Source organism: Micromonospora yasonensis (genome assembly GCF_026013475.1).
Classification (GTDB): domain Bacteria; phylum Actinomycetota; class Actinomycetes; order Mycobacteriales; family Micromonosporaceae; genus Micromonospora; species Micromonospora yasonensis.
The window spans coordinates 34,482-60,712 of record NZ_JAPDPH010000013.1 but is presented as its reverse complement, the minus strand read 5'-3'; the positions used below and the strand labels follow the sequence as shown (position 1 = coordinate 60,712).

Here is a 26,231-nt window from a genome sequence, read left to right as displayed (position 1 = left end):
TCTGCATCCCGGAGATGGCCCGGGAGATGACCAGGCGCTGGATCTCGGAGGTTCCTTCGAAGATGGTGTAGATCTTGGCGTCCCGGTACCAGCGTTCGACCGGGTGGTCGCGCAGGAAGCCGGCGCCGCCGAGGAGCTGGACCGCCCGGTCGGTGACCGAGACGGCCACCTCGCCGGCCTTGAGCTTGGACATCGAGCCCTCGCCCGCGCTGAACGGCCGGTTGTTGCGGCCCATCCAGGAGGCCCGCCAGACCAGCAGCCGGGCCGCGTCGATCTCCATCTTCATGTCGGCGAGCGCGAACGCGACCGCCTGGTTCGCGATGATCGGCCGTCCGAACTGGACCCGTTCCTTCGCGTAGTCCAGGGCGTACTCGTACGCGGCACGGGCCACGCCGAGCGCCTGGGCGCCGACGGTCGGTCGGGACAGCTCGAAGGTGCGCATCGCCGCCTGGCCGGAGGCGCGCTGCCCGGAGCGGGCCCGGGCGATCCGCTCGTCCAGAGCATCCTTGCCGCCGAGCAGGCAGCGCCCCGGCACCCGTACGTCGTCGAGGAAGACGTCGGCGGTGTGGGACGCGCGCAGCCCGAGCTTGCGGAGCTTGCGGGTGGCGTTGAGCCCCGGCGTGCCCGGCGGTACGACGAACGCGGCCTGCCCCCGCGAGCCCAGCTCGGGCTCGACCGAGGCGGTGACCACGTGCACCCCGGCGATCCCGCCGTTGGTGGCGTACGCCTTCTGCCCGTTGAGCACCCACTCGTCGGTGGCCTCGTCGTAGACGGCGCGGGTCCGCATCGCACCGACGTCCGAGCCGGCCTCCGGCTCCGTCGTGCAGAACGCGGCGACGGCCGGCTCGTCGACGTCGCCGAAGCACCGCGGGACCCACTCGACGAGCTGGTCCGGGGTGCCGGCGCCGTAGATGGCGGCGACCGCGAGGGAGGTGCCGAAGATGCTGAGGCCGATGCCGGCGTCGCCCCAGAACAGCTCTTCGCTGGCGATCGGCAGGGAGAGGCCGGAGGGGTCGGCCCAGCAGGTGGCGAGGAACTCGAAGCCGTAGAGGCCGACCTTCGCCGCCTCCTTGATGATCGGCCAGGGAGTCTCCTCCCGGGCGTCCCACTCGGCCGCGGCCGGGCGCACGACCTCGGCGGCGAAGCCGTGCACCCAGTCGCGGAGATCCCGCTGTTCCTCGTTCAGGTCGAGCGAGAACTCGGCCATGGTCAGGCCTTGGGGATGTCGAACAGGTTGGCGATGTTGGCCGCCAGGCCGAGGTCGCCCTTGGCCTTCAGCTTGCCGGTCATGAACATCATGACCGGGTTGGCGCCACCGGAGACGATCTTCAGGAACTCGACCGGGCCCATGGTGAGGCTCAGCTTCGGGTCCCGGGTCGGGGTCTCCGAGACCGCGCAGGTGCCGTTCTCGATGACGATCTCGTAGGTGTCAGTGCCGCCGTCCGGGCGACCGGTGATGTTCCAGTGGATGACCGCGTTGGTGGAGCCGGCGCGGTCGGCGCGGAACAGCGTGGGCATCCGGCTGAAGACCTCGCTCAGTACCTTGCCGCGCAGGTCGCCCGACATGATCTCGGCGATCTTGTCATCGGGGGTGGACTTGACCAGCTTCGCGAACTCCTTGGGCTCGACGTTCGCGAAGTTGGCCGGGTCGAAGTCAGTCATGGGGATGCACCTCTCGGAGCGGGCCGACTTTGGTTACTCTGGCGTAACCTTACGCATGAGTAGGTATGCTCGCAAGGGTGTCCAGCACACCCGCCTTCAAGCGCCTGCCCCGGGCCGTCCGCGAGCAGCAGATGCTCGATGCCGCGGTCAAGGTCTTCTCCCGCCGGGGCTTCCACGCGGCCAGCATGGACGAGATCGCCGACGACGCCGGCATCTCCAAGCCCATGGTCTACGCGTACCTGGGGACGAAGGAGGAACTCTTCGTCGCCTGCCTGCACCGGGAGGGCACCCGGATGATGGAGGCCATCGCCGGGGCGGCCGCCCCCGACCTGCCCGCCGACGAGCGACTCTGGCGTGGGCTGCGCGCCTTCTTCGGCTTCGTCGGCGCGCACCGCGACGGCTGGGCGGTGCTCTACCGCCAGGCCCGTGGCTCCCAGCCGTTCGCCGGCGAACTGGCCGCCATGCGCGACCGGCTGGTCGAGGTGGTCGCCGGCATGCTCGACCACGCGCTGCGCGTCAACGGCCGCGAGGTGAGCGCCACCGACCTGGAGGTGGTCGCGTACGCCCTGGTGGGGGCCAGCGAGTCGCTGGCCGACTGGCTCGCCGACCACCCGGAGGCCGACCCGGAGAAGACCGCCACCCGGATGATGAACGTCGCCTGGCTCGGCGCCGACCAACTCCTCCGCGGCACCACCTGGCGTCCGCCGGCAGAGTAAGGAGGGGCCCCTTCTTAACGCCTCCGGTAGAAAAGGGGCCCCCTGTTAACCGCCGGTGGCGTGATCAACGGCGTGCGGCGCGGGCGTGGGTGCGGCGGCGGGCCCAGCGGGCCGCCTCGAAGAGGGCGGTGACCAGCACCGACAGGCCGACGCCGACCAGGAGGCCCCGGACCGGGTGGTGCTCGAAGGCGAGCCCGCCGAAGTAGCCGAGCAGTCCGCAGTAGATCGCCCAGGTGCCGCAGGCGAGGGCGTCGTACATCAGGAAGCAGCGCCGCGGGTAGCGGACCGCGCCCATGGTCAGGGTGACCGCGGTCCGGCCGCCGGGGACGTACCGGGCGGTGGTGAGGATCATTCCGCCGCGCCGATCGACCGCGCGGCGGGCCCAGGCGGAACCGGCCCGCCGCCGGCTGTCGGCGGGCAGCCGGGCCAGCCGGTGGGCGCCGCCGCCACGCCCGATCGCGTACGACAGGTGGTCGCCGACCAGCGCGCCGAGCGCGGCCGTGACGATCACCGCGACCAGGTTCGGCTCCCCGCCGGCGGCGAAGACCGCCGCGGTGATTACCACCGTCTCGCCGGGAATCGCCGGGAAGAACGCGTCGACCGCGGTGACCGCGATGATCACCAGGTACACCCACGGCGAGGCCACCGTCTGGTGCAGTAGGTCGAGCACGTCCCCCATGCCCTCATGCTCGGCGGTGCGGTGTTAACAGGGGGCCCTTCCTATGCAAAAGGCGTTAACAAGGGCACCCTCCTTCTCCTCGGCGGTGGGGCCGTGCGAGGTGAGGAGCACGGGCGCGGCCAGTTCGGCCGCCACCGCGGCCGGCCAGTCGGCGGGCGGGCCGTCGTAGACCGGGCGGGCCGCCAGCAGGCAGGCGGTGAGCGCGGCCTGCCGGTTCAGGTCGCCGGCCGGGCCGGGGGCGAGCCGGTTGAGGTTGTCGTAGCGGCGGCAGATCCGGAGTGCGGGTCCGGCCAGGTCGAGGTGGGTCAGGGCCAGCCCGTCCACCCCGCCGACGACGTCGAGGGCGTACCGGTGGGCCACCGCGTCGAAGTGGCCGAAGCGGAACCGCCCCTGCCAGGGGTTGGTCGGGTTGCGCGGATCGGTGAACGCCAGCGTTCGGTCCTCGGTGACCAGCGGCCCGGGGCCGTGCCGGGTGGTGGTCACCCGCAGCACCCCGAGCCGCTGCGCAGTGCCGGCTAGGCCCGCCTCGGCGAGCAGCGTCTCGGCGTTGGCGAAGGTGGTGGTGCTCCACGTGGTGTACGGGTGGAAGCCGTGCCACTCGTCGAGCAGCACCCCCTGCGCCCCCTCGAAGACGCAGGTCCCGGCCCGCAGCGCCCCGGCCAGCCAGGTCCGGTCGACGATCGCCACCCGCCCGGCGAACCCGGCGTACGCGGGCAGGCAGTCCTCGACCGGCGGGGCGTCCAGCGGTCCCAGCTCGGCGGTGAGCCGGTCGCGCAGCGCGGTGAGCCGGCGGCGCAGCACCGCCGGGCGGCGGCAGTCCGCCACCCGGGGCGCCTCGTCGGGGTGGGCGAGGCCGTACGCGACCGCCTCGCCCACCCCGAGCCCGCAGGAGCCGTGCCGGTCGGCTCCCCGGGCGATCTCCCGGGCCCGGTTCGCGGCCCGGTGGTACGGCGTGGCCAGCAGCGCCTCGCCCTCGACGGTCAGCCGGTCCAGCGCGTCGGGCACGCCGACCGCCGCCAGGTGGTGGGCCTCGGCGGCCAGCGCCAGCGGGTCCACCACCACGTACCGCGACAGGTGGGTACGCACGCCGGGGCGAAACGTCCCGGCGCCGAACTGCGCGAACGTGTGGTGCCGTCCGTCGCGCAGCACGACGTTGTGCGCCGCCTGCGCGCCCCCGTTGAACCGGACCACCGTGTGCACCGGCCGGCTCGCGCAGAGCCAGTCCACGACGGTGCCCTTGCCGGCGTCGCCGTAGCCGAGGTCGACCACCATCACGTGGTTCACAGCCGGGTGACCCCCGGGTCGGCTCCCGCCACCGGCAGGGTGGCCACCTCGGCGCGCCCGGCCCGGCCCAGCCTGGCCAGCGCCCTCGAGACCGTCCGGCCGGCCGTGGAGCCGGCGCGGTCCAGGTCGTGCAGGCCCGCGTCCAGGTCGATGGCCTGCTCGCCGAGGCCGACGGTGAGCGCGATGGTCTCGCAGACCGCATCCAGGTCGTCCAGCTCGACCGCACGTTGCCCGAGCAGGCCGCGCCAGAAGTCCAGCACCTGCCGGTTGCCCGCGTACGCGCTGCCGGCCGGGAGCAGGTAGTAGGTGTCCCAGCGGCGGGTCACCTCGTCGACGATCTGCCGTACCGGCAGGTCCTCGCGCAGGTCGTCGCCGATCAGCCGGGCCACCTCGCGCGCCTTCACCCGCGGGTACGCCAGCTCGTCGCCGATGATGAACAGGTAGCCGCGCCGGCCCCGCTTCTCCCAGCAGTCGGTGACCGTGTGCCGGGCCATGAAGTACATCGCCAGCTCGTACGACTCGGTCATCTGGCCGCCACCGCCGCCCTCCAGCACGATCCGGCCGAGGTCGTCGTCCATCCGGTTGTCCGACTCGAACTGGCCGATCTGCAACGGCACCCGATCGCAGGTGGCGTCCCCGATCGCGCCGAACATGACCTGCGGGTCGCGGGCGTACCCCTGGCGCAGCAGCAGGCCGAGCAGTTGCGGCAGCTTGGTCTGGAGCACCCGGGGGACGTGGCCCATCGAGCCGGTGACGTCGAAGAGGACCGCGATGGCGGTCGACTGCGGGTGCTCGTCGGAGTCGCGGCTCTCCCGGACCGCACCGCGCGGGTCGAGCGCGGGGTGCACGCTCCGGGCCCCGCCGTCGCTGTAGGAGAAGGCGCTCTTTCCGGTGGCCCGCCGGTAGCGGTCGGCGGCGTCGTACACGTCGGTGGACCAGATTCCGCTGCCCATGGCAGCCTCCCTAGGGATTGCGGGTGAACGGTCGGAAGGTGCGGGCCCCGGTCCTCACCGCACCGTCTCCTCCCGGGCGGGGCGCAGCAGCGCCGGGTGCAGCAGCCGGGCGTCGCCGGCCCGGTAGAGCTTGGCCCGGGGCCCGCCGCGCGCCCCGCCGCGCTCGGTGCTGGCGCCGGTGCTCTCCACGAACCCCGGCACCGAGAGCACCTTGCGGTGGAAGTTGCCGGCGTGCAGCGGGTGGCCCCAGACCGTTTCGTAGACCGCGCGCAGCTCGGTGATGGTGAACTCGGGGTCGAGGAAGCGGGTGGCCAGCGGCGTGTACTCCAGCTTGGACCGGGCCCGCTCCAGGCCGTCGGAGATGATCCGGCCGTGGTCGAAGGCGAGCTGGCGGCTGGCCAGCGCGGTCACCGGCAGCCAGGCCGCGTCGTCGGCGTCGGTGCCGGCCGCGGGGTCGGGCAGGTCCGGGGCGAAGGCCAGGTGGGCGACCGAGACGACCCGCATCCGGGGATCGCGGTCCGGATCGCTGTAGCTGCCGAGCTGTTCCAGGTGGATTCGGCGCAGCCGCTCGCCGCCGAGCCCCGTCTCCTCGGCCAGCTCGCGGCGGGCGCCGGCCGCCAGGTCCTCGTCGGGCCGGACGAAGCCGCCGGGCAGCGCCCAGTGCCCCTCGTACGGCGGTGCGCCCCGGCGGATCAGCAGCAGGTGCAGCGCGCCCTCGCGGATGGTCAGCGCCACCACGTCGACGGTGACCGCGACCGCCGGGTAGTCCCGGGGGTCGTACGCGGCGAGGAAGTCCTGCTCGTTCACGACTGTCTCTCTCATTTCGAGAACAACTCATTCTGAGAACAACTTAGCGCACGGAAGAGGGGACGCCAAGCCCCTCTTTCCTCAGCGGACGGTGCCCACCAGGTGCGGCCGCCCGTCCTGCGCGCTGTGCAGGGCGAAGTCCCAGCCCGGCCCGGCGGGGATGGCGCCGAAGGCCACCGTGGACGGCAGCGGCACCGGCAGCTTGAACGAGACGTCCACCGTGTACGCCTCCGGCAGCCGGCTCTCCAGCGCGGCCAGGCACCGCGCCTTGCTCCACATGCCGTGCGCGATCGGGCGGGGGAAGCCGAACAGCCGCGCACCCAGCCGCGAGGTGTGGATCGGGTTGTGGTCGCCGGAGACCCGGGCGTAGTCGGTCCCGACCCGCGGGGGCACCCGCCAGTGCGCCGACGAGGCCGGCCGGTCACCCCGGTCACCCCGGTCGCGCCTTGGGCCGCCGCCCGCCGTGCGCTCCCGCCCGAGGTACGTCGAGACGCCTCGCCACACCTCCTCGCCGCCGACCGAGCCGACCAGCACCACGTCGAGCTGCCGGCCCCGCTCGTGCGGGCGCAGGTTCTCGGCGTACGTGCGGAAGTCCACCGTCTCGCCGACCTCGACCGGGCGGTGCACGGTGATCCGGTTCGCCACGTGCACCACCCCGGTGAGCGGGATGGGGAACTCCGCGGTCGTCATCAGCCGCAGCGACAGCGGGAAACCCAGCACGTGCAGGTACGTCCCCGGTAGCCGGTCGGTCAGCCGGAAGCCGCAGACCCGGTCGTAGTCGGCCAGGTGGGCGGTGCGCACGGTCACCCCGGTGACGCCCAGTTCCACCGCGGGCACGTCTTGGCCGCGCCGGCCGCCGAGACCGGGCAGCGCGCCGAGCAGGGCGCGCCGGTAGAGCGCGCCGGCCGCCGGCAGCCGGGGCAGGTCGACCCGGACCCGCCGTTCCGGCCCGATGCGCCCGGGTGCGGTCAGCGTGCCCGCCGACCGGCTCGCCGCGACCGCCGCGGCCGCGCCAGAGAGGTCGTGGGTCAGGTCGGCCGCCAGCGCGGACAGGTCCTGGGTCGCCTCGCTGGCCAGGGTGGGTGGCTCCTGGGCCGGGTCGCGCGACGGCTCGGGTCCGCCACGGGCGGCCAGGGCGTGCCGGGCCGCGGTGAGGTCCTGGGTGGGGCCCTCGATCAGCTCGTGCACCGACAGTTCCTCGGTCGGCTTCTCCGACCGCCGCTTCCGCCGTGCCATCACGCCCCCAGCAGGCTCTGGCCGCAGACCCGAACCACGTTGCCGCTGACCGCGCCGGTCGCCGGCCAGGAGAGCCAGCCGATCGCCTCCGCCACGTCCACCGGCAGGCCGCCCTGGGCCATGCTGTTCATCCGCCGGCCCGCTTCGCGGATCATCAGCGGGATCCGCGCGGTCAGCCGGGTCTCGATGAACCCGGGCGCGACGGCGTTGAGGCTGATGCCCCGCTCCCGCAGCACCGGGCCCAGCGCGTCGACCAGGCCGATCACGCCGGCCTTGCTGGTCGCGTAGTTGGTCTGGCCCCGGTTGCCGGCGATGCCGGCGATCGAGGAGACCGAGACGATCCGGCCGCCGGCCGGGATCAGGTCGCGCGCCAGCAGCACGTCGTTGATCCGCTCCTGGCTGGACAGGTTCACGTCGATGACCTGGTCCCAGCGGTCGGCGTCCATCCGGCCCAGGGTCCGGTCCCGGGTGATACCCGCGTTGTGCACCACCACGTCGACCCGGCCGTGCCGGCTCGCCAGGTGCTCGGCCAGCCGGGTCGGGGCGTCCGGCGCGGTCAGGTCGAGCTGCACCGCGCTGCCGCCGATCTCGTTGGCCACCTCGGCCAGCGCGTCCCCGGCGGCCGGGACGTCCAGCGCCAGGATCTTGGCGCCGTCCCGGGCGAGCACCTTGGCGAGCGCCGCGCCGATGCCCCGGGCCGCCCCGGTGACCAGCACGACCTGCCCGTCCAGCGGCCGGTCCCAGTCGGCCGGTGCGGTGGCGGTGCCGGCGCCGACCCGGATCACCTGACCCGAGACGTACGCGGACCGGCCGGACAGCAGGAAGCGGAGGGTGGACTCCAGGCTGACCGGGGTGCCGGCGTCGCCGTCCTTCGTGACGTACACCAGTTGGGCGGTGACGCCCCGGCCGAACTCCTTGCCGATGCTGCGGGTGAGGCCCTCCAGGGCCCGCTGGGCGGTCGCCTCGCGGGGCGAGTCGCACTCGGCCGGCGGGGTGCCCAGCACGATCACCCGGCCGCTCGGGGTCAGGGAACGGGCGTGCGGGTGGAAGAAGTCGTAGAGCTGGCGCAGCTCGGTGGAGTCGGTGACGCCGGTGCCGTCGTACACCAGGCCGGCGTAGCGCGAGGTGGCGTCGGTGGCCGCGACCGGGTCGAGCAGCTCGACCCCGGCGAAGGTCAGCAGCTTGGTGACCTGCTCGGCGAGTCGGCCGCCGGTCGCCGCGCCGAGCAGGACCGGCCCGGGAACGAGCGGGTCGCCCGGCTCGTGTCGGCGCAGGCGAGGCGGATCGGGCAGCCCGAGGCGCTTGACCAGCGCGCGGCCGGCCCCCGTTTGGACGAAGCTCGCGTACCTGTCGGTCATAGGCGTAGCCTACTGGCGAGTAGGGTTCGGGCAACAGCTTCAGAGGAGGCCGATCGTGCAGAGTGTCCGGCGGGTCGCGGTCATCGGCGGCAACCGCATCCCCTTCGCCCGGTCCAACTCGCGCTACGCGCACGCGTCCAACGCGGACATGCTCGGCGCGGCGCTCGACGGCCTGGTCGCCCGGTTCGGCCTGGCCGGGCAGCGGGTCGGTGAGGTGGTCGCCGGCGCGGTGCTCAAGCACTCCCGGGACTACAACCTCACCCGCGAGGTGGTGCTCGGCTCCCGGCTCGACCCGCACACCCCGGCGTACGACATCCAGCAGGCCTGCGGCACCGGGCTCGAAGCCGCCATCCTGGTCGCCAACAAGATCGCCCTCGGGCAGCTCGAGGTCGGCATCGCCGGTGGCGTGGACACCACCTCGGACGCGCCGCTGGCGATCAACGAGGACCTGCGCCGCACCCTCCTCCAGCTCAACTCCGCGCGGACCCTCGGCGAGCGGCTCAAGGTCGCCGCGAAGCTCCGCCCGCACCAGCCGTTCAAGCCGGAGATCCCGCGCAACGCGGAGCCGCGTACCGGGCTGTCCATGGGGGAGCACGCGGCGCGGACGGCGCTGCGCTGGAACATCGACCGGCAGGCCCAGGACGAGCTGGCGCTCCGCTCGCACCAGCGGCTCGCCGCCGCGTACGAGCAGGGGTTCTTCGACGACCTGATGACCCCTTACCTGGGGCTGACCCGCGACCAGAACCTCCGCCCGGACACCAGCCTGGAGAAGCTCGCCTCGCTCAAGCCGGTCTTCGGCGCCAAGGGTCCGGACGCCGAGCGGGCCACCATGACCGCCGGCAACTCCTCCCCGCTCACCGACGGCGCGTCGACGGTGCTGCTGGCCAGTGAGGAGTGGGCCCGCGAGCACAGCCTGCCGGTACTGGCCTGGTTCTCCTGGTCGGAGACCGCCGCGGTCGACTTCGTGCACGGTGACGAGGGGCTGCTGATGGCCCCGGCGTACGCGGTACCCCGGATGCTGGCCCGGGCCGGCCTGGCCCTCCAGGACTTCGACTTCTACGAGATCCACGAGGCGTTCGCCTCGCAGGTGCTGGCCACCCTGGCCGCATGGGAGTCGCCGGAGTTCTGCAAGGAACGGCTGGGCCTGGACGCGCCGCTCGGGTCGATCGACCGGGACAAGCTCAACGTCAACGGCTCGTCGCTGGCCGCCGGGCACCCGTTCGCCGCCACCGGCGGGCGGATCGTGGCCACCCTGGCCAAGCTCCTCGACCGGAAGGGCGGCGGGCGGGGTCTGATCTCCATCTGCGCCGCCGGTGGCCAGGGCGTGACCGCGATCCTGGAGCGGTGAACCGGCAGCCGGCACCCGTGCCGCACGGCGAGTCGACCACGGTGCGGGCCCTGCCCGGGTCCCGGGCGGCTCGCCGCAGGCCGGCGAGCCGCGACCGGGTCAGGTGGTGGTGCCCCCGTCGATGGCGATTGACGCGCCCGTGATGTGCCGCCCGCCCTCGCCCACCAGGTGGCTGACCATCGCCGCCACGTCGGCCGGCGTGCCGTACCGGCCGAGTGCGATCTGCGACCGTTGCGCGTCGGCGCCGGCGCTGTCCGCCGGGTTCATGTCGGTGTCGGTGGAGCCGGGGAGGATCAGGTTGACGGTGATCCCGCGCGGGCCGAGCTCGCGGGCGAGTGCCCGGGTCAGGCCGTTGACCGCACTCTTGGTCATGGCGTAGACGCTCACGCCCGGGACCGGGGTCGGAACGCGGCTGGCGAAGCTGCTGCCGATGTTGACGATCCGCCCGCCGTCACCCAGGTGGCGCACCGCCGCCTGGGTGGCCAGGAACACCCCGCGTACGTGCACGGCGATGGCCCGGTCCAGGTCGTCGAGGCTGACCTTCTCGATCGGCGCCGACGAGAACACCCCGGCGTTGTTGACCAGGACGTCCAGCCGCCCCAGCTCGGCGACGGTCTGCTCGACCGCGCCGACCAGTGCGGCCGGGTCGGTGCTGTCGGCCCGGATCGACAGGCCGGTGCGGCCGTACGACTCGATGTCGGCCACGACGGCCTTCGCGCTGTCCTCCGCCTCGCGATAGGTGAACGCGACGTGGGCACCGTCCTGGGCCAGCCGACGCGCGACGGCGGCACCGATACCGCGGCTCCCGCCCGTGACCAGGGCAACCCTGCCGGAAATTCTGGACACTCTTCCCCAATCCTGTCCGTCGAATCAGGACGATGAGCACCCTATCCGGCCGGGGCCGGCGGAAGATCACCCGGTGACCCGGAACGGCGACGCCCGTCCGGCTACGTACCCGGACGGGCGTCGGTCGCTGTGCTGGGGATCAGCCGAGGTTGAACTTCTCCCAGGAGCCGATCCCGATTCTCTGGCTGCTCGCGATCAGCGGCTTGGCGCCGCCGCTCGCCGCGGTGACGTAGCGGTTGTTGGCGGCCGCCTTCAGGCTGACCGTGCCGTAGATGGTCCGGACGAGGGTGAACCGTTCCGCCGTCCCGACGACGGCGCGATTGGCGATCAACGGCGAGAGGTGGATGGCGACATGATCCCGCAACGGCCCCTGTCCTGCCGTCCTGCCCGGTCATGAGCGACAACAGGAACTTTTCCGCCCAAACCCGCGTAATCACACGCGCCGGGGCCGCCGCCGCGCCCGTACGGGACGATGGAGAATAAGGCGCGTGACGACGATCCCGAACGTGCTCGCCAACCGGTACGCCTCACCCGAGCTGGTCGCCCTCTGGTCGCCCGAGGAGAAGGTACGGATGGAGCGGCGGCTCTGGCTCGCCGTACTGAAGGCCCAGCGGGACCTCGGCGTGCCGGTGCCGGACGGGGTGGTCGAGGCGTACGAGCAGGTGGTTGACACCGTCGACCTGGCCTCGATCGCGGAACGCGAGCGGGTCACCCGGCACGACGTGAAGGCCCGGATCGAGGAGTTCAGCGCGCTCGCCGGGCACGAGCACGTGCACAAGGGGATGACCTCCCGGGACCTCACCGAGAACGTCGAGCAGCTCCAGATCCGGGCCTCGCTGGAGCTGATCCGGGACCGGGTGGTGGCCACCCTGGCCCGGCTCGCCTGGCATGCCCACGAGTACTCCGGCCTGGTGATGACCGGCCGGTCGCACAACGTCGCCGCGCAGGCCACCACGCTGGGCAAGCGCTTCGCCTCCGCCGCCGAGGAGCTGCTGATCGCGTACGAGCGGCTGGATGACCTGATCAACTGGTTCCCACTGCGCGGCATCAAGGGGCCGGTGGGCACCGCCGCCGATCAGCTCGATCTTTTCGACGGCGACGCCGACAAGGTCGCCGAGCTGGAGCGCCGGGTCGCCGAGCACCTCGGATTCAGCCGGGTGCTGGACAGCGTCGGGCAGGTCTACCCGCGCTCGATCGACCTGGCGGTGATCGCCGCGCTCTCGCAGGTGGCCGCCGCGCCGTCGTCGCTGGCCACCACGATCCGGCTGATGGTCGGCCAGGAACTGGTCACCGAGGGCTTCAAGCCCGGTCAGGTGGGCTCCAGCGCCATGCCGCACAAGATGAACACCCGCTCGTCCGAGCGGGTGAACGGCTTTGCCGTGATCATCCGGGGTTACCTGTCGATGGTCGGTGAGCTGGCCGGCGACCAGTGGAACGAGGGGGACGTCTCCTGCTCGGTGGTTCGCCGGGTCGCCCTGCCGGACGCGTTCTTCGCCGCCGACGGGCTGTTCCAGACCTTCCTCACCGTGCTCGACGAGTTCGGGCCGTACCCGGCGGTGATCAACCGGGAGCTGGAGCGCTTCCTGCCGTTCCTGGCCACCACCAAGATCCTGGTGGCGGCGGTCCGGCGCGGGGTCGGCCGAGAGGTCGCGCACGAGGTGATCAAGGAGCACGCGGTCGCCGTGGCGCTGGCCATGCGGGAGAAGGGCGCGGCGGAGAACGACCTCTTCGACCGCCTTGCCGCGGACGGTCGACTGGGCCTGACCCGCGCCGAGATCGACGCCCTGGTCGCCGACCGCAACGCGTTCGTCGGCGCCGCGTCCGACCAGGTCGCCCGCGTCACCGCCCGCATCACCAAGATCGTCGAGCGTCACCCCGAGGCCGCCGCCTACTCCCCGCCCCCCATCCTCTGACCGCCCCGCCCCTCGCGTTGTTGATCAAGGAGTTTGCGTCGCCGCGGAGATCAACTCTGACGCAAACTCCTTGATCAACGAGCCGGGAGGATGGTCAGGGCCGGGAGGATGGTCAGGGCCGGGAGGATGGTCCGGGCCGGGGCATGGTCAGGAGTCGCGGGTGGGGGTTTCGGCGGCGGAACTCAGATTGGGGGCGCTGGCCGGTTCGGCGATGCCGCCAGGGGCGGAGGCGATCTCCGGGTCCTGGGCCGTCTCGGCAGCGATCATGGGCTGGTCGGGCGGCATGACGTCCGGCATCTTGGGCGCCACGATGACCGCTGTGCCGTACGCGCAGATCTCCATCCACATCTCGCCGCAGTCCCGGCTGTCGAAGCGCATGCCGATCACCGCGTTCGCGCCGAGCCGGCGGGCCTCCTCGCCCAGCCGGGCCACCGAGTCGGTACGCCACCGGGTGAGGTTGTCCGGCGCCATCGGGTCGTAGGCGCCACCACGCAGGTTCTTGACCCCCTCGCGGTAGGGGTTCCGGGTCCTCGCCATCGAGGAGACCACTTCGCCGAGGATCTGGCGGATCTCGTAGCCAGGCAGTTGATCCGTCGTCACGACCAGCACGGTTCCGATGCTTCCAGTAGGTAGGCGGCCGGTTCGTGAGCCGTGTTCACCTGATCGGATGCTGCAAAACGGCGCGGCGCGGACGGTCGGCGTGCCACGACCCATCCCCGCCGCACCCGGCCCTAACCGTCAGACACCGGCCGCCAAGGTGATCCAGGCCCGGTTGTACGCGACACTGCCGTAGTTCTGGATGCTCACCCCGTCGGCGGTGGAGGCGACACCGGTGTTGCCGCCGATGATCGGCTGCGGGCCAGCCGGCGCGGCGACGCGCCGGAGGCGGTGGCGAGTGCGCCGGCCAGGGCGGCGAGCAGGGCTCGGAGGCGCATGTCGGGGAAACTCCTTCCGCGGAGGCGGCTCGGGGTGTCGGCCAGGGGCGACGTCACCAGGGCGGGATGGGCCCGGGGGCCGGTCGACGACTCCATCGACAGCTGACGATGAACGCTAGGAGGGGGGAGCTTCGTCACAAGGCTCCGATCGATATCAGTTGGTCCATCCCGCCGAAGCCACCGGCGCGGCCGGTTCATCTGTCGGAAACCGGTCCGGCGGACCGAGGTGGCTCGGAAAATGGCTGGTCAGAGGGGGTGTCGCCCGGACCTGGGCCCGCCCTTGGGCAACGAATCCGTATCGACGTCGCAACGAACCCGCATCGGCGTTCCGCCCGCGCGGCCGTCCACGCCGATCACTGCCTGATCCGGCCCCGGCCGGTGGGGGCGAGGCGGGATCTGCCAGGTAGGCTGGCTGCGCTCGCCCGTAGTGGGCCGGCACCCAACTGCGTACACAGTCAGGAGTGCCCCGTGCCTCGCGTCGTCGTCGACGTCATGCTCAAGCCCGAGATCCTCGATCCTCAGGGCCAGGCCGTCGCAAACGCGCTGCCCCGGCTCGGCGTCAGCGACGTCGCCTCGGTCCGGATCGGCAGGCGGATCGAGATCGAGTTCACCGGCGAACCGGACCTGGACCGAGCCCGGGAGATCGCCGACAAGCTGCTCGCCAACCCGGTCATCGAGGACTTCACCGTCCGCCTGGTCGAGAGCGACGAGACCGCGGGCGCGCACTCGTGACCGCCCGGGTCGGTGTGGTGACGTTCCCCGGCTCGCTCGACGACGGGGACGCCGCCCGCGCCGTACGGATCGCCGGCGCCGAGCCGGTCCGGCTCTGGCACGGCGACCCGGGGCTGCACGGGGTGGACGCCGTCGTCCTGCCCGGCGGCTTCTCCTACGGTGACTACCTGCGCTGCGGGGCCATCGCCCGGTTCGCCCCGGTGATGGAGACGATCGTGGACGCCGCCCGGGGTGGCCTTCCGGTGCTCGGCATCTGCAACGGCTTCCAGATCCTCTGCGAGGCCCACCTGCTGCCCGGCGCGCTCACCCGCAACCAGCACCTGCACTTCCGTAACCGGGACCAGATCCTCCGCATCGAGGCCGTCGGCACCGCGTGGACCAACGCGTTCCAGCCGGGCCAGGAGGTGCTGATCCCGGTCAAGAACGGCGAGGGCTGCTACGTCGCCGACCCGGCGACCCTGGACCGGCTGGAGGCCGAGGGCCGGGTCGTCGCCCGCTACCTCGGCGGCAACCCCAACGGTTCGCAGCGCGACATCGCCGCGATCACCAACGAGGCCGGCAACGTGGTCGGCATCATGCCGCATCCCGAGCACGCGGTGGAGGCGCTCACCGGCCCCTCCCTGGACGGTCTCGGCTTCTTCACCTCGGTGCTCAAGCACCTGGTGGGGGCGCCGGCGTGAGCGAGCGCAGCGAGGAGAGGTCATGACCACCCATCCGGACCCGGCCCTGCGGGAGGCGCCGGCCGTCGTGCCGCAGGGCGGCCCCGCCGACGACTGGGCCCACGGCGTGGACACCGTGCCGCAGGCCGTCGAGACCCCCGACGAGCTCCAGCCGTACGCCGAGCTGGGCCTCCGTGACGACGAGTACGACCGGATCCGGCACATCCTCGGTCGCCGGCCCACCCAGGCCGAGCTGGCCATGTACTCGATCATGTGGAGCGAGCACTGCTCCTACAAGTCGAGCAAGGTGCACCTGCGGCAGTTCGGCGAGAAGGCCCCGCCGAGCGACCGGCTGCTCGCCGGCATCGGAGAGAACGCCGGCGTGGTCCGGGTCTCCGACGAGCTGGCGGTGACCTTCAAGGTCGAGTCGCACAACCACCCGAGCTTCGTCGAGCCCTACCAGGGCGCGGCGACCGGCGTCGGCGGCATCGTCCGGGACATCCTCGCCATGGGCGCCCGCCCGGTCGCGGTGATGGACCCGCTGCGCTTCGGCGCGGCCGACCACCCGGACACCGCCCGGGTGCTGCCCGGAGTGGTGGCCGGCGTCGGCGGCTACGGCAACTGCCTGGGCCTGCCGAACATCGGTGGCGAGGTGGTCTTCGACCCCTGCTACCAGGGCAACCCGCTGGTCAACGCGCTCTGCCTCGGCGTGCTGCCGGTCGACCGGCTGCAGAAGAAGGAGGCCGCTGGCCCCGGCAACGTCGTGGTGCTGATGGGCGCCAAGACCGGCCGGGACGGCATCGGCGGCGTGTCGGTGCTGGCCAGCGCCACCTTCGACGAGGGCAGCGAGCAGCGCCGCCCGTCGGTCCAGGTGGGCGACCCGTTCACCGAGAAGCTGCTGATCGAGGCCTGCCTCGAGCTGTACGACGCCGAGCTGGTCGTCGGCATCCAGGACCTCGGCGGCGCCGGCCTGACCTGCGCGCTCACCGAGACCGCCGCGGCCGCCGGCACCGGCATGCGGGTGTGGCTGGAGCGGGTGCCGCTGCGCGAGCCGTCGATGGCCCCGCACGAGATCCTGGCCAGCGAGTCCCAGGAGCGGATGCTCCTGGTCGTCGCCCCGGACAAGCTGGAGGCGGTGCTCAAGACCGCCGAGAAGTGGGGCGTGCTCGCCACCGCCATCGGTGAGGTCACCCCGCCGGCGCCGGACGGCCAGCCGGGCCGCCTGCTGGTCACCTGGCGGGACCGCGTGGTGGTCGACGTGCCGCCGGGCTCGCTGGTCGACGACGGACCGGTCTACGCCCGTCCGATGCGCGAGCCGGCCGACCTGATCCTGCTCCAGGCCGACCGGGCCGAGACGCTGCCCCGGCCGAGCACCCCCGACGCGCTGCGCGAGACCGTGCTGCGGATGATCGCGTCGCCGAACCTGGCCGACAAGACCTGGGTCACCGAGCAGTACGACCGGTACGTGCTGGGCAACACCGTGCTCGCCCAGCCGGAGGACGCCGGCGTGATCCGGATCGACGAGCGGACCGGCCTCGGGGTCGCGCTCTCCGTCGACGGCAACGGCCGGTACGCGCGCCTCGACCCGTACCAGGGGACGAAGCTCGCGCTGGCCGAGGCGTACCGGAACGTGGCGGTGACCGGCGCGAAGCCGATCGCGGTCACCAACTGCCTCAACTTCGGCTCGCCGGAGGACCCGGGCGTGATGTGGCAGTTCGCCGAGGCCGTGCGCGGCCTGGCGGACGGCTGCCTGGAGCTGGGCATCCCGGTGACCGGCGGCAACGTCAGCTTCTACAACCAGACCGGCGCGGCGGCCATCCACCCGACCCCGGTGGTCGGCGTGCTGGGCGTGCTCGACAACGTCGCCGACCGGGTGCCGATGGGCTTCGTGCCCCGCCCGGGTGGCGACCACGACCAGCTCTTCCTGCTGGGCGAGACGCACGTCGAGCTCTCCGGCTCGGAATGGGCCTGGGTCACCCACGAGCACCTCGGCGGCATCCCGCCGCAGGTCGACCTGGCCCGCGAGCGGCAGCTCGCCGACCTGCTGGCCGCCGCCGCGCGGGTGGGGCACCTCACCTCCGCCCACGACCTCTCCGACGGTGGCCTCGCCCAGAGCCTGGTCGAGTCCTGCCTGCGACGCGGCATCGGCGTCCGGGTCGTGCTGCCGGAGCACTTCGCCGGCGGCTCGATGCCGTTCGTCTTCCTGTTCAGCGAGTCCGCCGGCCGCGCGCTGGTGTCGGTGCCGCGCGGGCACGAGAAGGCGTTCACCGCCCTCTGCGCCGAGCACGGGGTGCCGTGGGAGTTCATCGGGGTCACCGACCCGGCCGGCGGCGCCCTGGAGGTGCACGACCAGTTCCGGATCGGCCTCGACGAGCTGCGGGGCGCGCACACCGCGACCCTGCCGCGCCTCTTCGGCGGCGAGGAGACGGCCCAGGTGGCGGTGGAGGCGACGCGTACCGGGACCGCCACCGTTCTGCCGGCCACCGCCGAGCAGCCGGTCGACGTCGACCCCGACGCGGTGGCCGCCGAGCCGATCGCCCGGGCCGGGGCGGCCGACGGTGGGGCAACCACGGAGGGCCAGCCGGACGCGACCGCGCCGGCCGCCGCCGAGGCCGGCCCGGAGAGCGCCGACGCCGACAACGCGGCAGAGACCGGAGACGTCCCGGTCGAGGCCGCGGCCGCGCCGGTCGCGGACCCGGCGTCGGACGACGTCGACGCCCCCGAGGCGGCCCCCACCTCGACCGAGGCCGGGCCGGACGGGTCCGCGACGGCTACCGGTGACCCGGACCAGCCCGCCGCGCCGGATCAGCGCTGAGGCCCTGGCCTTGGCCGTCTACGCCCAGCCCGGTTCCGGCGCCCGGTTCGACTGGGGGCTGACCGGGGCGGCGGAGCTCGGCCGGGTCTGCGCGGCCCTGGTGGTGGTGGACGTGCTCTCGTTCACCACCGCCGTCGAGGTGGCGGTCGGCCGGGGCATGCGGGTGCACCCGTTCCCCTGGGGGGAGCAGGCGGCCGAGTACGCCCGCCGGGTGGGCGCCGTCGCCGCGGTCGGCCGCCGGCAGATGACCCCGGAGCATCCGTGGTCGCTCTCGCCGGCGGCGTTGCGGACCGCACCGATCGTCGAGGACCTGGTGCTGCCCTCGCCGAACGGCTCGGCCATCAGCGCCGCCGCGAGCGCCACCGGACTGCCGGTGGTCGCGGCGTGCCTGCGTAACTCCGGTGCCGTCGGGCGCTGGCTGCGGGCCCAGGGGTACGGCTCGGCGGACGCCCCGGTGGGCGTGGTGGCCGCCGGGGAACGCTGGCCGGACGGTTCACTGCGGCCCTGCGTCGAGGACCAGTTGGGGGCGGCCAGCGTGCTGGACGCCCTCTCCGGCGTACCGGGTGGGCTCTCGGTGGAGGCGGCGATGGCGCTGGCCGCGCTGGCCAGCACGCCCGACGTGCCGGCCGCCGTCCGGGGCTGCGTCTCCGGGCGGGAGTTGACCGAGGGCGGCTTCGCCGAGGACGTGGCGGTCGCCGTCGACGCCGGCGTGTCGGAGGTCGTGCCGGTGCTCCGCCAGGGCTACTTCTCCGCCGCCTGATTCCGTCCGTCTCCCGGACGCCTCCGGAAAGCGAAGTGGCCGCCCGGTGATCCGGGCGGCCACTGTCGGGTTCGTTTCAGGGCATCGGCCCCCGAGCGATCAGTCGTCCAGCCAGTCGAGCCGGCGACCGCCGCGCTCCTGCTGGCCGTCGCCCCGGCCCCGGCCGGCCTGGGTCGCGTCGCCGTAGTGGCCGCCGCCCTGCTCGTAACCGCGGTTGTCGTAACCGTGATTGTCGTAACCACCGCCGCGCTGCTGCGGGGGCTCCTGACCGTAGCCGCCTTGCTGGCCGTAACCGCCCTGCTGGCCGTAACCGTCGTTGCCGCCGTAGCCGCCGCGCTGGTCGTAGCTCTGGCCGCCGTCGTAGCCGCCGGCCGGCCCGCCGTCGTAGCCGCCCGGGCCGGAGCCGTTGTCGTAGCCACCGCGGCCCGGTCCGTTGTCGTAGCCGCCCTGGGCGCCGTAGCCGCCGCCCGCGCCGTAGCCGTTGTCCGGTTCCGGGCCCCGGCCGTAGTGGCCCTGGTCCTGCGCACCGTAGCCCGGGCCCTGGTCCGGCTGGTAGGTGCTGGTCGGATAGGGGTCGGCCGCCGGCGCGTGCTGCGTGCTGTCGCCGGTGTAGCGGCCGGTCGGCTCGTCGTACCGGTCACCGCCGTAGCCGCCGCCGTGGGCGGGCGGGTAGCCGCCGGCCCCGGCGCCGTAGTCCCGGCTCCCGTAACCGCCGCCCGAGGACGGCGCGCTGCCGTAGCCGCCGCCACCCGACTGCGGGGCGTTGCCGTAGCCGCCGCCCGAGGAGGGCGCGTTGCCGTAGCTGTTGTTGCCGTAGCCGCCCTGGCCGGGCTCGTCGCCGTAGCCGTTGCCGGCCCAGCCGCCCTGCCCACCACCGGCGTACCCCGGCCCGGCCGGCGCGCCGTACGGGTCCGGCGGGACGTCGTCCACGACCGGGCGGTGCATCATCGTCGGCGCGTCGCTGAGCGAGGTGCCGCCGACCATCGTCGGCGCCGGCCCGGCGCCCATCCCGTTGACCACCCGGGTCTGGTCGTCGGTGCCCGGGTAGCCGCCCCGGGCGACCGGCACCGCGCCCGCCGCGCCGGCAGGCCCGGCGGGGCCGTCCCCGTCGGCGTCCTCGCCCTCGTTCTTGCGGCGCATGTAGAGCAGCACGATGGTGCCGACGCCCACGGCCACGAAGAGGCCGCCGAGCAGGATCAGCAGCCAGGAGCCGAAGCCCGAGTCCGGGTTGGCGGCGGGTTGCTGGGCGGCCGGGGCCTCGCTGGCCGGCCCGTCGGTCGCCTCGTCCGTCGCCTCGTCGGTCGGCAGCGCCTCCTCGGTGGCCGAGGGGGTGGCGCTCGGGCTGGCCTTGACCTCGATCGGCACGCCGATCCGCAGGCCGGTCACCGCCTGGCCCGCGCGGGCCTCGATCGACTTGGTGCCGATGGTGCCGTCCTTGTTGGCGCCCAGGTCGATTCGCCCCGGCGCGATCGGGTCGGAGGTCGAGCCGGTGAAGCGGAAGTTGCCGCTGCCGTCGGTGCTGGTCTGGCGCTGCTTGCCCTGGCTGTCCCGGAGCATCACCACAATGCCGGACAGCGGATCGCCGTTCGCCGCGATGACCGCCTTGCCGGACACCGACTTGACCGTCTGCACCGCCGGAGCCTTGCCGACCACCGTGACACTGACGGTGGCCGAATCCTCCTCCTTGCCGGGCCCCGTCGCGTCGGTGGCCTTGACGGTGATCGTGGCCGACCCGTCGGGAGCGTCCGCGGCGGCCCGGAAGGTGGCGTCGTAGGTACCGCTTGAGACCCGGCCGCGAGAGCAGCCGTCAACGCAGGTGAGCTTCGGGTTGCTGGAGGTCACCGACAGGTCTGCGGACGACAGCGCATCGGTCGTCAAACTGTAGGTGACCTTGACGGTCTTCCCCGCCTCGACCGAGTTCGGCGAGGCCGAGACATTGCCGATGCTCGGTGCCGCGAACGCGGGTGTTGCGGGGATGGCGAGCAGCGAGCCGACTACCAGCGCCACGACCACACCGGCCCGCTGCTTCCAGGCACGTCGGTGTGTTGACACGTCCACCGCCTTCCGGGTCTGATCTCCTCGCCGGCCGGGTGCCGGACCAAGGTTGATCACTCACGGTACGAATACGCCGTCGGCAACTATGCCTTGTCTGACCGGATCATCTCTACCCAGGGCCGGCATCTACCACGGTCCGGTCGAGTCGTATCGTCCCGTCGTGTCCTCTCCGCACAGTAATTCCGCCGCGGTCGCGGCCGCGTTGACGGCGCTGGATGAGGGGCGTACGCCCGAACGGCCGGTGTTCCGGGAGGCGGTCCGTATCCTCTTGGCCGTCCTCGCGGAGCGCGCCCCCGGCCGATCGGTGGAGGTGCGGGTTCCACCTTACGGTGCGGTGCAGTGCGTGGCGGGGCCGCGACACACCCGCGGAACGCCGCCGAACGTGGTGGAAATGGATCCGAAGACCTGGCTTGAGCTGGCCACCGGGCGGCTCGGCTGGGCCGCGGCGGTCAGTGAGGGCCGGGTACGGGTCAGCGGCATCCGTGCCGACCTCTCCGAGCACCTGCCGCTTTGACCGGGCGCACGGCATTCCATCGATGTCACTGGGAGCAGCCGACTCATGACTGTCGGTGTCGATTCGGACTCGCGTACACTGTCAGGTGACACGGTCCCGGCCGACCACGCGGAGCCTGCCCCCCGACTCCGCCAGGCCAGTCCAGCAGAGGGAGCGGCAGGTGCCCCGAGGCGATGGCCGGCTGAGCCACGACCTTGACCCCCAACGACCCGGCCCCCAGGACGCGTGTGGCGTCTTCGGTGTCTGGGCGCCCGGGGAGGAGGTTGCCAACCTCACCTACTTCGGGCTCTACGCCCTGCAGCACCGTGGCCAGGAGGCTGCGGGCATCGCGGTGAGCGACGGGTCGCGCGTGGTGGTCTACAAGGACCTTGGCCTGGTCGCCCAGGTCTTCGACGAACCGACCCTGGCGAGCCTGCGCGGGCACGTCGCGATCGGCCACGCGCGCTACTCGACCACCGGCGGCTCGACCTGGGAGAACGCCCAGCCGACGATCCGGGCCACCACGGCCGGCACGACCATCGCGCTGGCCCACAACGGCAACCTGGTCAACACCGCCGAGCTCCAGCGCGAGGTGGCCGAGCGGGGGATCGACCCGGACGGCTCGACCAACGACACGTCCCTGGTCACCATGCTGCTGGCCAGCCGGCCCGACCTCTCCGTCGAGGCGGCCGCGCTGGAGGTGCTGCCCCAGCTGCGCGGTGCGTTCAGCTTCGTCTTCATGGACGAGTCGACGCTCTACGCGGCCCGCGACCCGCACGGCGTGCGACCGCTGGTGCTCGGCCGGCTGGAGCGCGGCTGGGTGGTCGCCAGCGAGACCGCCGCGCTGGACATCGTCGGCGCGAGCGTGGTCCGCGAGGTCGAGCCGGGCGAGCTGATCGCCATCGACGAGGACGGGCTGCGGTCCACCCGGTTCGCCGCGCCGGAGCCGAAGGGCTGCCTCTTCGAGTACGTGTACATCGCCCGCCCGGACGCCACCATCGCTGGGCGGAACGTGCACGCGGCCCGGGTGCAGATCGGCCGCCAGCTCGCCCGGGAGCACCCGGTCGAGGCCGACCTGGTGATCCCGGTGCCGGAGTCCGGCACCCCGGCGGCCATCGGCTACGCGGAGGAGTCCGGCATCACCTACGGCCAGGGCCTGATGAAGAACCCGTACGTCGGGCGTACCTTCATCCAGCCGTCGCAGACCCTGCGTCAGCTCGGCATCCGACTCAAGCTCAACCCGCTGCGGGAGAACGTCCGGGGCAAGCGCCTGGTGGTGGTGGACGACTCCATCGTCCGCGGCAACACCCAGCGGGCCATCGTGCGGATGCTGCGCGAGGCCGGTGCGCTGGAGGTGCACGTCCGGATCTCCTCCCCGCCGGTGAGCTGGCCGTGCTTCTACGGCATCGACTTCGCCACCCGTGCCGAGCTGTTGGCCAACGGGCTGGACAACGAAGGCATCCGGCGTTCGATCGGCGCCGACACGCTGGGTTACGTATCGCTTCCCGGCCTCATCGCGGCGACCGAGCAGCCGAAGACCCGACTCTGCCGGGCGTGCTTCGATGGGGAGTACCCGATCGAGCTGCCGGCCGGGAACCTGATCGGCAAGCACGTACTCGAAGGTGTGGGTCGCCGGGTCACCGCCGAGGCGACGCAGCCCACCGACACGTCCCTCGTCGCCACCTCGGGCGGCGCGACCAACCGCCCATAGCACCACCCGACGCGGGCCCGTCCGCAACCGGTGTCCGCGAGAAGCACAAAGGGGAGAACCGTGACGCACGTGTCCGAGCGCAGCGGCGCAGGAACAAGCCCGACGGGCGCCGGCGGCGACCGCCAGCCCTGGACGGCCGGCACCAGCCGCACCACGCGTAAACGCTCGGTCTCCTACGCGGACGCCGGGGTGTCGATCGAGGCGGGCGACCGCGCCGTCGAGCTGCTCAAGTCCAAGGTCAAGCAGACCCGGCGCCCGGAGGTGCTGGGCGACCTGGGTGGCTTCGCCGGCCTGTTCCGGCTCGACACCAAGAAATACAAGAACCCCATCCTGGCCTCCTCGACCGACGGGGTCGGCACCAAGCTGGTGATCGCCCAGCAGCTCGACATCCACGACACGGTCGGCATCGACCTGGTCGCGATGGTCGTCGACGACCTGGTCGCCTGCGGGGCCGAGCCGCTCTTCCTGCTCGACTACATCGCCACCGGTGAGGTCGTCCCCGACAAGGTCGCCGAGATCGGCGCGGGCATCGCCGACGGCTGCCGGTACGCGGGCTGCGCCCTGCTCGGCGGCGAGACCGCGGAGCACCCGGGCGTGCTGCGTCCCGACGAGTACGACATCTCCGCCACCGGCGTCGGTGTGGTGGAGGAGAGCGAGATCCTCAGCCCGGAGCGGGTGGAGGTGGGCGACGTCGTGATCGCCATGCGCTCCTCCGGCCTGCACTCCAACGGCTACTCGCTGGTCCGGCACGTGCTGCTGGGTGTCGCCCGGATGCGGCTGGACGTGGTGATCGAGGACTTCGGCCGGCAGCGGACCCTCGGCGAGGAACTGCTCACGCCGACCAAGATCTACGCGCAGGACTGCCTCAAGCTGATCGCCGAGGCCGACGTCCGGGCGCTGGCCCACGTCACCGGTGGCGGCATCCCGGGCAACCTGGTCCGGATCCTGCCGGAGCACGTCGACGCGGTGGTCAACCGCTCGACCTGGAAGCCGCAGCCGATCTTCGACCTGATCCAGTCCAAGGGCCGGATCGAGGACCCGGAGATGGAGGCGACGTTCAACATGGGCATCGGCATGTTCGCCATCGTCTCCGCCGAGGATGCCGACCGCGCGCTGGCCACGCTGACCGGCCGTGGAGTCGACGCCTGGCAGGCCGGCGAGATCATCGAGGGCTCCGGCAACGTGCAGATGATCGGCCACCACACCCGCGGGTGATCACGCTCTGGTGATCATCCGGCCACCTGATCGGGGGTTCACCCGAGTGGCCACCGCCGCCTAGCCTGAAAGGTCTCAGGCTAGACGGGGGAGGGTCGATGGCTGTTCGTCCGCACTCGGGCATGCGCGGCCTCGCCACCGTGCCCTCGTACGTGGTCATGCAGCCGACCACGCTCTGCAACCTGGACTGCGTCTACTGTTACCTGCCGATGCGGGCGGTGGACCGGCGGATGCCGGTCGCCGTCGCCGAGGCGGTGGCGGCCTCGGTGAACCCGTGGGCGACGGCCGGCCGCTTCTCCGTGGTCTGGCACGGCGGAGAGCCGCTCGCGGCCGGCCGGGAGCATCTGGCAGGCCTGCTGGCCCCGTTCGGGCCGGCGGTGGAGCACCACGTCCAGACCAACGCCACGCTGATCGACGACGCCTGGTGCGCGTTCTTCGCCGAGCACGGGGTCCGGGTCAGCGTGAGCGTGGACGGGCCGCGCGAACGCAACAGCGAGCGGGTCACCCGGGGCGGCCGGCAGGCGTACGACCGGATCGTGGCCGGGGTGGACGCGCTGCGCCGGCACGGGCTGCCGTTCTCGGCGCTGGCCGTGGTCTCCCGCCCGGCACCGGGTCTCGCCACCGAGCTGTACGACTACTTCCTCGACCTCGGCTGCGACGTGCTCGGCGTCAACATCGAGGAGACCGAGGGGGTCAACACCCGGAGCAACGCCCGGGACGCCGCAGCGGTGACCGGCTTCTGGGCGGAGCTGGTGACCGCGTGGCGCCGGAATCCCCGGATCCACCTGCGCGAGGTGGAGTGGTCGCTGCGGTACGCCGGAGCCGTCCTGGACGGCACGGCGGACGACCTGCTGCCCCGCCGGCTGGATCCAATCCCCACCATCGCCCACGACGGCTCGGTGGTCGTGCTCTCCCCGGAGTTGGCCGGCTTCACCGATCCCCGGTACGGCGACTTCAGCAGCGGCAACGTGCTGGCCACCCCGCTGGCCGAGATCCTGGCCGGCGCCGGGCGTACGCCCTGGGTGGGCGAGTTCCTCGCCGGTGTCGAGGGGTGCCGGTCGTCCTGCCCCTACTTCGGGTTCTGCGGCGGCGGCCACGCCGCCAACCGCTACTTCGAGCTGGGGCGCTTTGACGGTACGGAGACCGAGCACTGCCGCAACAGCAAGATCCGCCTACTGGAGGGAGTGTTGGAGCATGCCCGAGACCACGAGTCACCGGCAGCCTGAGCGCGCCGGGGGAGCCGCCCCGGACCTGGTCGCCGACCGGGTGCGGGAAGCCGCCGTGGGGTTGACCGCACTACTCCGGGAGGCGGAGGCCGCGCGGCTGCTGCGGGCGGAGGTGTCGGGCGGCGACGGGGCCAGCGCGGTCTGCGCCTGGAACCACTTCGAGAACATCCCGACGTTCTACAACTGGAACAACCGGCCCCGCTGACGCTACGAGTCCGCGATCAAGGACCTGCCGGTACGCCGAGGGGACTCGGTGCGACAGGCCCTTGATCGTCGGTCGGCACGCCGGCTTCCGCAGAGCACATGCGTGAGCACGCGGGGCTTACCGCGTGCTCAGATGCGACCGGAGGTCAGCGGGTCGGGCGGGCCCAGGTGTCCGGGTCCTCGTCCGCGTGGTCCTCGTCATCGTCGTCGACATACTCTTTGTAGTCGTCGTCGAAGTCGTGGTCCGACTTGCCGCCACCGCCGAGTTCTCGCTGCAAGGCGGCGAGGTCGGTGTTCGGGGAGTGGTACTTCAACTCCCGGGCCACCTTTGTCTGCTTGGCCTTAGCACGGCCGCGCCCCATGGCTCGACCCCCTCGCACAGAATGCGGGGCAGCCCGAAGGCGGGCCCCGATGACGTCAGGCATCTCTCGTGGCTCTTACGGTACATGGGGATGCCACCGTTCGGCACCTCGGGTTACCGTCAGCCGGCCCTGCGCGTCGCAGTTATCCGGCCGTCACAAAGTGTACCCGGTAAGGAGCGATGGCCGGGGGTGGCCGTGACAGCGGGCAAACCGGTGCGAAACGTCCCATTTTCCAGCTTACCGTCGGGGCGGGAGAACGGGT

At 72.7% G+C, this 26,231-nt stretch carries 26 protein-coding genes and 1 pseudogene; 12 read left to right on the top strand and 15 right to left on the bottom strand.

What is annotated here, in order from left to right:
- Positions 1–1,207: acyl-CoA dehydrogenase family protein (locus ONA70_RS05320; RefSeq protein ID WP_265005195.1), on the bottom strand; the 1,207-nt coding region annotated here is incomplete at its 3' end.
- A 2-nt stretch (positions 1,208–1,209) separates the two neighbouring features.
- Positions 1,210–1,662, bottom strand: coding sequence for an SCP2 sterol-binding domain-containing protein (locus ONA70_RS05315; protein ID WP_265005194.1), 453 nt, complete (start codon positions 1,660–1,662; stop codon positions 1,210–1,212).
- 77 nt (positions 1,663–1,739) lie between these two features.
- Between ONA70_RS05315 and ONA70_RS05310 the strand changes: the two genes are divergently transcribed.
- Positions 1,740–2,378 (top strand): TetR/AcrR family transcriptional regulator, encoded by a 639-nt coding sequence (locus ONA70_RS05310; RefSeq protein WP_265005193.1) that lies wholly within the window; start codon positions 1,740–1,742, stop codon positions 2,376–2,378.
- A 64-nt stretch (positions 2,379–2,442) separates the two neighbouring features.
- Here ONA70_RS05310 and ONA70_RS05305 read toward each other — a convergent pair whose 3' ends face one another.
- The 6 genes from ONA70_RS05305 to ONA70_RS05280 form a co-directional block, all read right to left on the bottom strand.
- Positions 2,443–3,057 carry a DedA family protein gene (locus ONA70_RS05305; protein ID WP_265005192.1) on the bottom strand — a complete coding sequence of 205 codons (615 nt, stop codon included), beginning with the start codon at positions 3,055–3,057 and terminating at the stop codon, positions 2,443–2,445.
- A gap of 24 nt (positions 3,058–3,081) precedes the next feature.
- Entirely contained in the window at positions 3,082–4,341 is a 1,260-nt protein-coding gene (locus tag ONA70_RS05300; protein ID WP_265005191.1) for an adenylosuccinate synthetase, read from the bottom strand.
- Positions 4,338–5,294 (bottom strand): hypothetical protein, encoded by a 957-nt coding sequence (locus ONA70_RS05295; protein ID WP_265005190.1) that lies wholly within the window; start codon positions 5,292–5,294, stop codon positions 4,338–4,340. The genes ONA70_RS05300 and ONA70_RS05295 overlap by 4 nt, the downstream gene beginning before the upstream one ends.
- A 54-nt stretch (positions 5,295–5,348) precedes the next feature.
- The gene (locus ONA70_RS05290; RefSeq protein WP_265005189.1) at positions 5,349–6,116 is read right to left on the bottom strand and encodes an NUDIX hydrolase; all 768 of its coding nucleotides are present in this window, start codon (positions 6,114–6,116) and stop codon (positions 5,349–5,351) included.
- A gap of 66 nt (positions 6,117–6,182) precedes the next feature.
- Positions 6,183–7,073, bottom strand: coding sequence for a MaoC/PaaZ C-terminal domain-containing protein (locus ONA70_RS05285; RefSeq protein ID WP_265005199.1), 891 nt, complete (start codon positions 7,071–7,073; stop codon positions 6,183–6,185).
- Between the two features lie 263 nt (positions 7,074–7,336).
- Complete coding sequence (locus tag ONA70_RS05280; protein WP_265005188.1) at positions 7,337–8,695, bottom strand: 3-oxoacyl-ACP reductase; 1,359 nt, start codon at positions 8,693–8,695, stop codon at positions 7,337–7,339.
- Between the two features lie 55 nt (positions 8,696–8,750).
- On the opposite strand from ONA70_RS05280, the gene ONA70_RS05275 reads away from it, so the two are divergent.
- Positions 8,751–10,043 carry an acetyl-CoA C-acetyltransferase gene (locus tag ONA70_RS05275; RefSeq protein ID WP_265005187.1) on the top strand — a complete coding sequence of 431 codons (1,293 nt, stop codon included), beginning with the start codon at positions 8,751–8,753 and terminating at the stop codon, positions 10,041–10,043.
- Positions 10,044–10,142: 99 nt separating this feature from the next.
- Here the strand turns inward: ONA70_RS05275 and ONA70_RS05270 are convergent, their stop codons facing one another.
- Positions 10,143–10,889, bottom strand: a complete 747-nt coding sequence (locus ONA70_RS05270) for an SDR family NAD(P)-dependent oxidoreductase (RefSeq protein ID WP_265005186.1) — start codon at positions 10,887–10,889, stop codon at positions 10,143–10,145.
- A 139-nt stretch (positions 10,890–11,028) separates the two neighbouring features.
- Positions 11,029–11,253, bottom strand: coding sequence for a fascin domain-containing protein (locus ONA70_RS05265; protein ID WP_265005185.1), 225 nt, complete (start codon positions 11,251–11,253; stop codon positions 11,029–11,031).
- 124 nt (positions 11,254–11,377) lie between these two features.
- Between ONA70_RS05265 and purB the strand changes: the two genes are divergently transcribed.
- Complete coding sequence (gene purB, locus ONA70_RS05260) at positions 11,378–12,802, top strand: adenylosuccinate lyase (RefSeq protein WP_265005184.1); 1,425 nt, start codon at positions 11,378–11,380, stop codon at positions 12,800–12,802.
- A 147-nt stretch (positions 12,803–12,949) separates the two neighbouring features.
- On the opposite strand, the gene ONA70_RS05255 is transcribed toward purB, so the two are convergent.
- The 3 genes and pseudogenes from ONA70_RS05255 to ONA70_RS05245 form a co-directional block, all read right to left on the bottom strand.
- Positions 12,950–13,516 (bottom strand): YbjQ family protein, encoded by a 567-nt coding sequence (locus tag ONA70_RS05255; protein WP_265005183.1) that lies wholly within the window; start codon positions 13,514–13,516, stop codon positions 12,950–12,952.
- A 24-nt stretch (positions 13,517–13,540) separates the two neighbouring features.
- A pseudogene (locus ONA70_RS05250) lies at positions 13,541–13,663 on the bottom strand (peptidase S1); the annotation flags it as partial.
- Positions 13,606–13,737 carry a hypothetical protein gene (locus ONA70_RS05245; RefSeq protein WP_265005182.1) on the bottom strand — a complete coding sequence of 44 codons (132 nt, stop codon included), beginning with the start codon at positions 13,735–13,737 and terminating at the stop codon, positions 13,606–13,608. The pseudogene ONA70_RS05250 and the gene ONA70_RS05245, both read right to left, overlap by 58 nt.
- Positions 13,738–14,205: 468 nt before the next feature.
- Here ONA70_RS05245 and purS point away from each other — a divergent pair, with 468 nt between their 5' ends.
- Genes purS through ONA70_RS05225 form a run of 4 tightly spaced genes read left to right on the top strand, consistent with a single transcriptional unit; the run spans position 14,206 to position 18,703 of the window.
- A complete protein-coding gene (gene purS, locus ONA70_RS05240) occupies positions 14,206–14,469 on the top strand; it encodes a phosphoribosylformylglycinamidine synthase subunit PurS (RefSeq protein ID WP_265005181.1) in 264 nt (87 codons plus the stop codon).
- A complete protein-coding gene (gene purQ, locus ONA70_RS05235; protein WP_265005180.1) occupies positions 14,466–15,149 on the top strand; it encodes a phosphoribosylformylglycinamidine synthase subunit PurQ in 684 nt (227 codons plus the stop codon). Before purS ends, purQ begins: the two co-directional genes overlap by 4 nt.
- A gap of 22 nt (positions 15,150–15,171) precedes the next feature.
- Positions 15,172–17,943: a phosphoribosylformylglycinamidine synthase subunit PurL gene (purL, locus tag ONA70_RS05230; RefSeq protein ID WP_265005179.1), complete on the top strand. Its 2,772-nt coding sequence runs from the start codon at positions 15,172–15,174 to the stop codon at positions 17,941–17,943.
- Positions 17,944–17,953: 10 nt separating this feature from the next.
- Positions 17,954–18,703, top strand: a complete 750-nt coding sequence (locus tag ONA70_RS05225; RefSeq protein WP_406601146.1) for a 2-phosphosulfolactate phosphatase — start codon at positions 17,954–17,956, stop codon at positions 18,701–18,703.
- 99 nt (positions 18,704–18,802) lie between these two features.
- Here ONA70_RS05225 and ONA70_RS05220 read toward each other — a convergent pair whose 3' ends face one another.
- Complete coding sequence (locus ONA70_RS05220) at positions 18,803–20,755, bottom strand: carboxypeptidase-like regulatory domain-containing protein (RefSeq protein ID WP_265005178.1); 1,953 nt, start codon at positions 20,753–20,755, stop codon at positions 18,803–18,805.
- 163 nt (positions 20,756–20,918) lie between these two features.
- On the opposite strand from ONA70_RS05220, the gene ONA70_RS05215 reads away from it, so the two are divergent.
- From ONA70_RS05215 to amcA, 5 genes are all read left to right on the top strand, one after another.
- A complete protein-coding gene (locus ONA70_RS05215; RefSeq protein ID WP_265005177.1) occupies positions 20,919–21,272 on the top strand; it encodes a sterol carrier family protein in 354 nt (117 codons plus the stop codon).
- A 160-nt stretch (positions 21,273–21,432) separates the two neighbouring features.
- Positions 21,433–22,962 (top strand): amidophosphoribosyltransferase, encoded by a 1,530-nt coding sequence (purF, locus tag ONA70_RS05210; RefSeq protein ID WP_265005176.1) that lies wholly within the window; start codon positions 21,433–21,435, stop codon positions 22,960–22,962.
- A 60-nt stretch (positions 22,963–23,022) separates the two neighbouring features.
- Positions 23,023–24,177, top strand: coding sequence for a phosphoribosylformylglycinamidine cyclo-ligase (gene purM / locus ONA70_RS05205; protein WP_265005175.1), 1,155 nt, complete (start codon positions 23,023–23,025; stop codon positions 24,175–24,177).
- A 122-nt stretch (positions 24,178–24,299) separates the two neighbouring features.
- Positions 24,300–25,403, top strand: coding sequence for a cyclophane-forming radical SAM peptide maturase AmcB (gene amcB / locus ONA70_RS05200; protein WP_319956152.1), 1,104 nt, complete (start codon positions 24,300–24,302; stop codon positions 25,401–25,403).
- Positions 25,372–25,608, top strand: coding sequence for a multiple cyclophane-containing RiPP AmcA (gene amcA, locus ONA70_RS05195; RefSeq protein ID WP_265005173.1), 237 nt, complete (start codon positions 25,372–25,374; stop codon positions 25,606–25,608). The genes amcB and amcA overlap by 32 nt, the downstream gene beginning before the upstream one ends.
- Positions 25,609–25,753: 145 nt before the next feature.
- Here amcA and ONA70_RS05190 read toward each other — a convergent pair whose 3' ends face one another.
- Positions 25,754–25,969, bottom strand: a complete 216-nt coding sequence (locus tag ONA70_RS05190) for a DUF3073 domain-containing protein (RefSeq protein WP_265005172.1) — start codon at positions 25,967–25,969, stop codon at positions 25,754–25,756.
- Between the last annotated feature and the right edge of the window lie 262 nt (positions 25,970–26,231).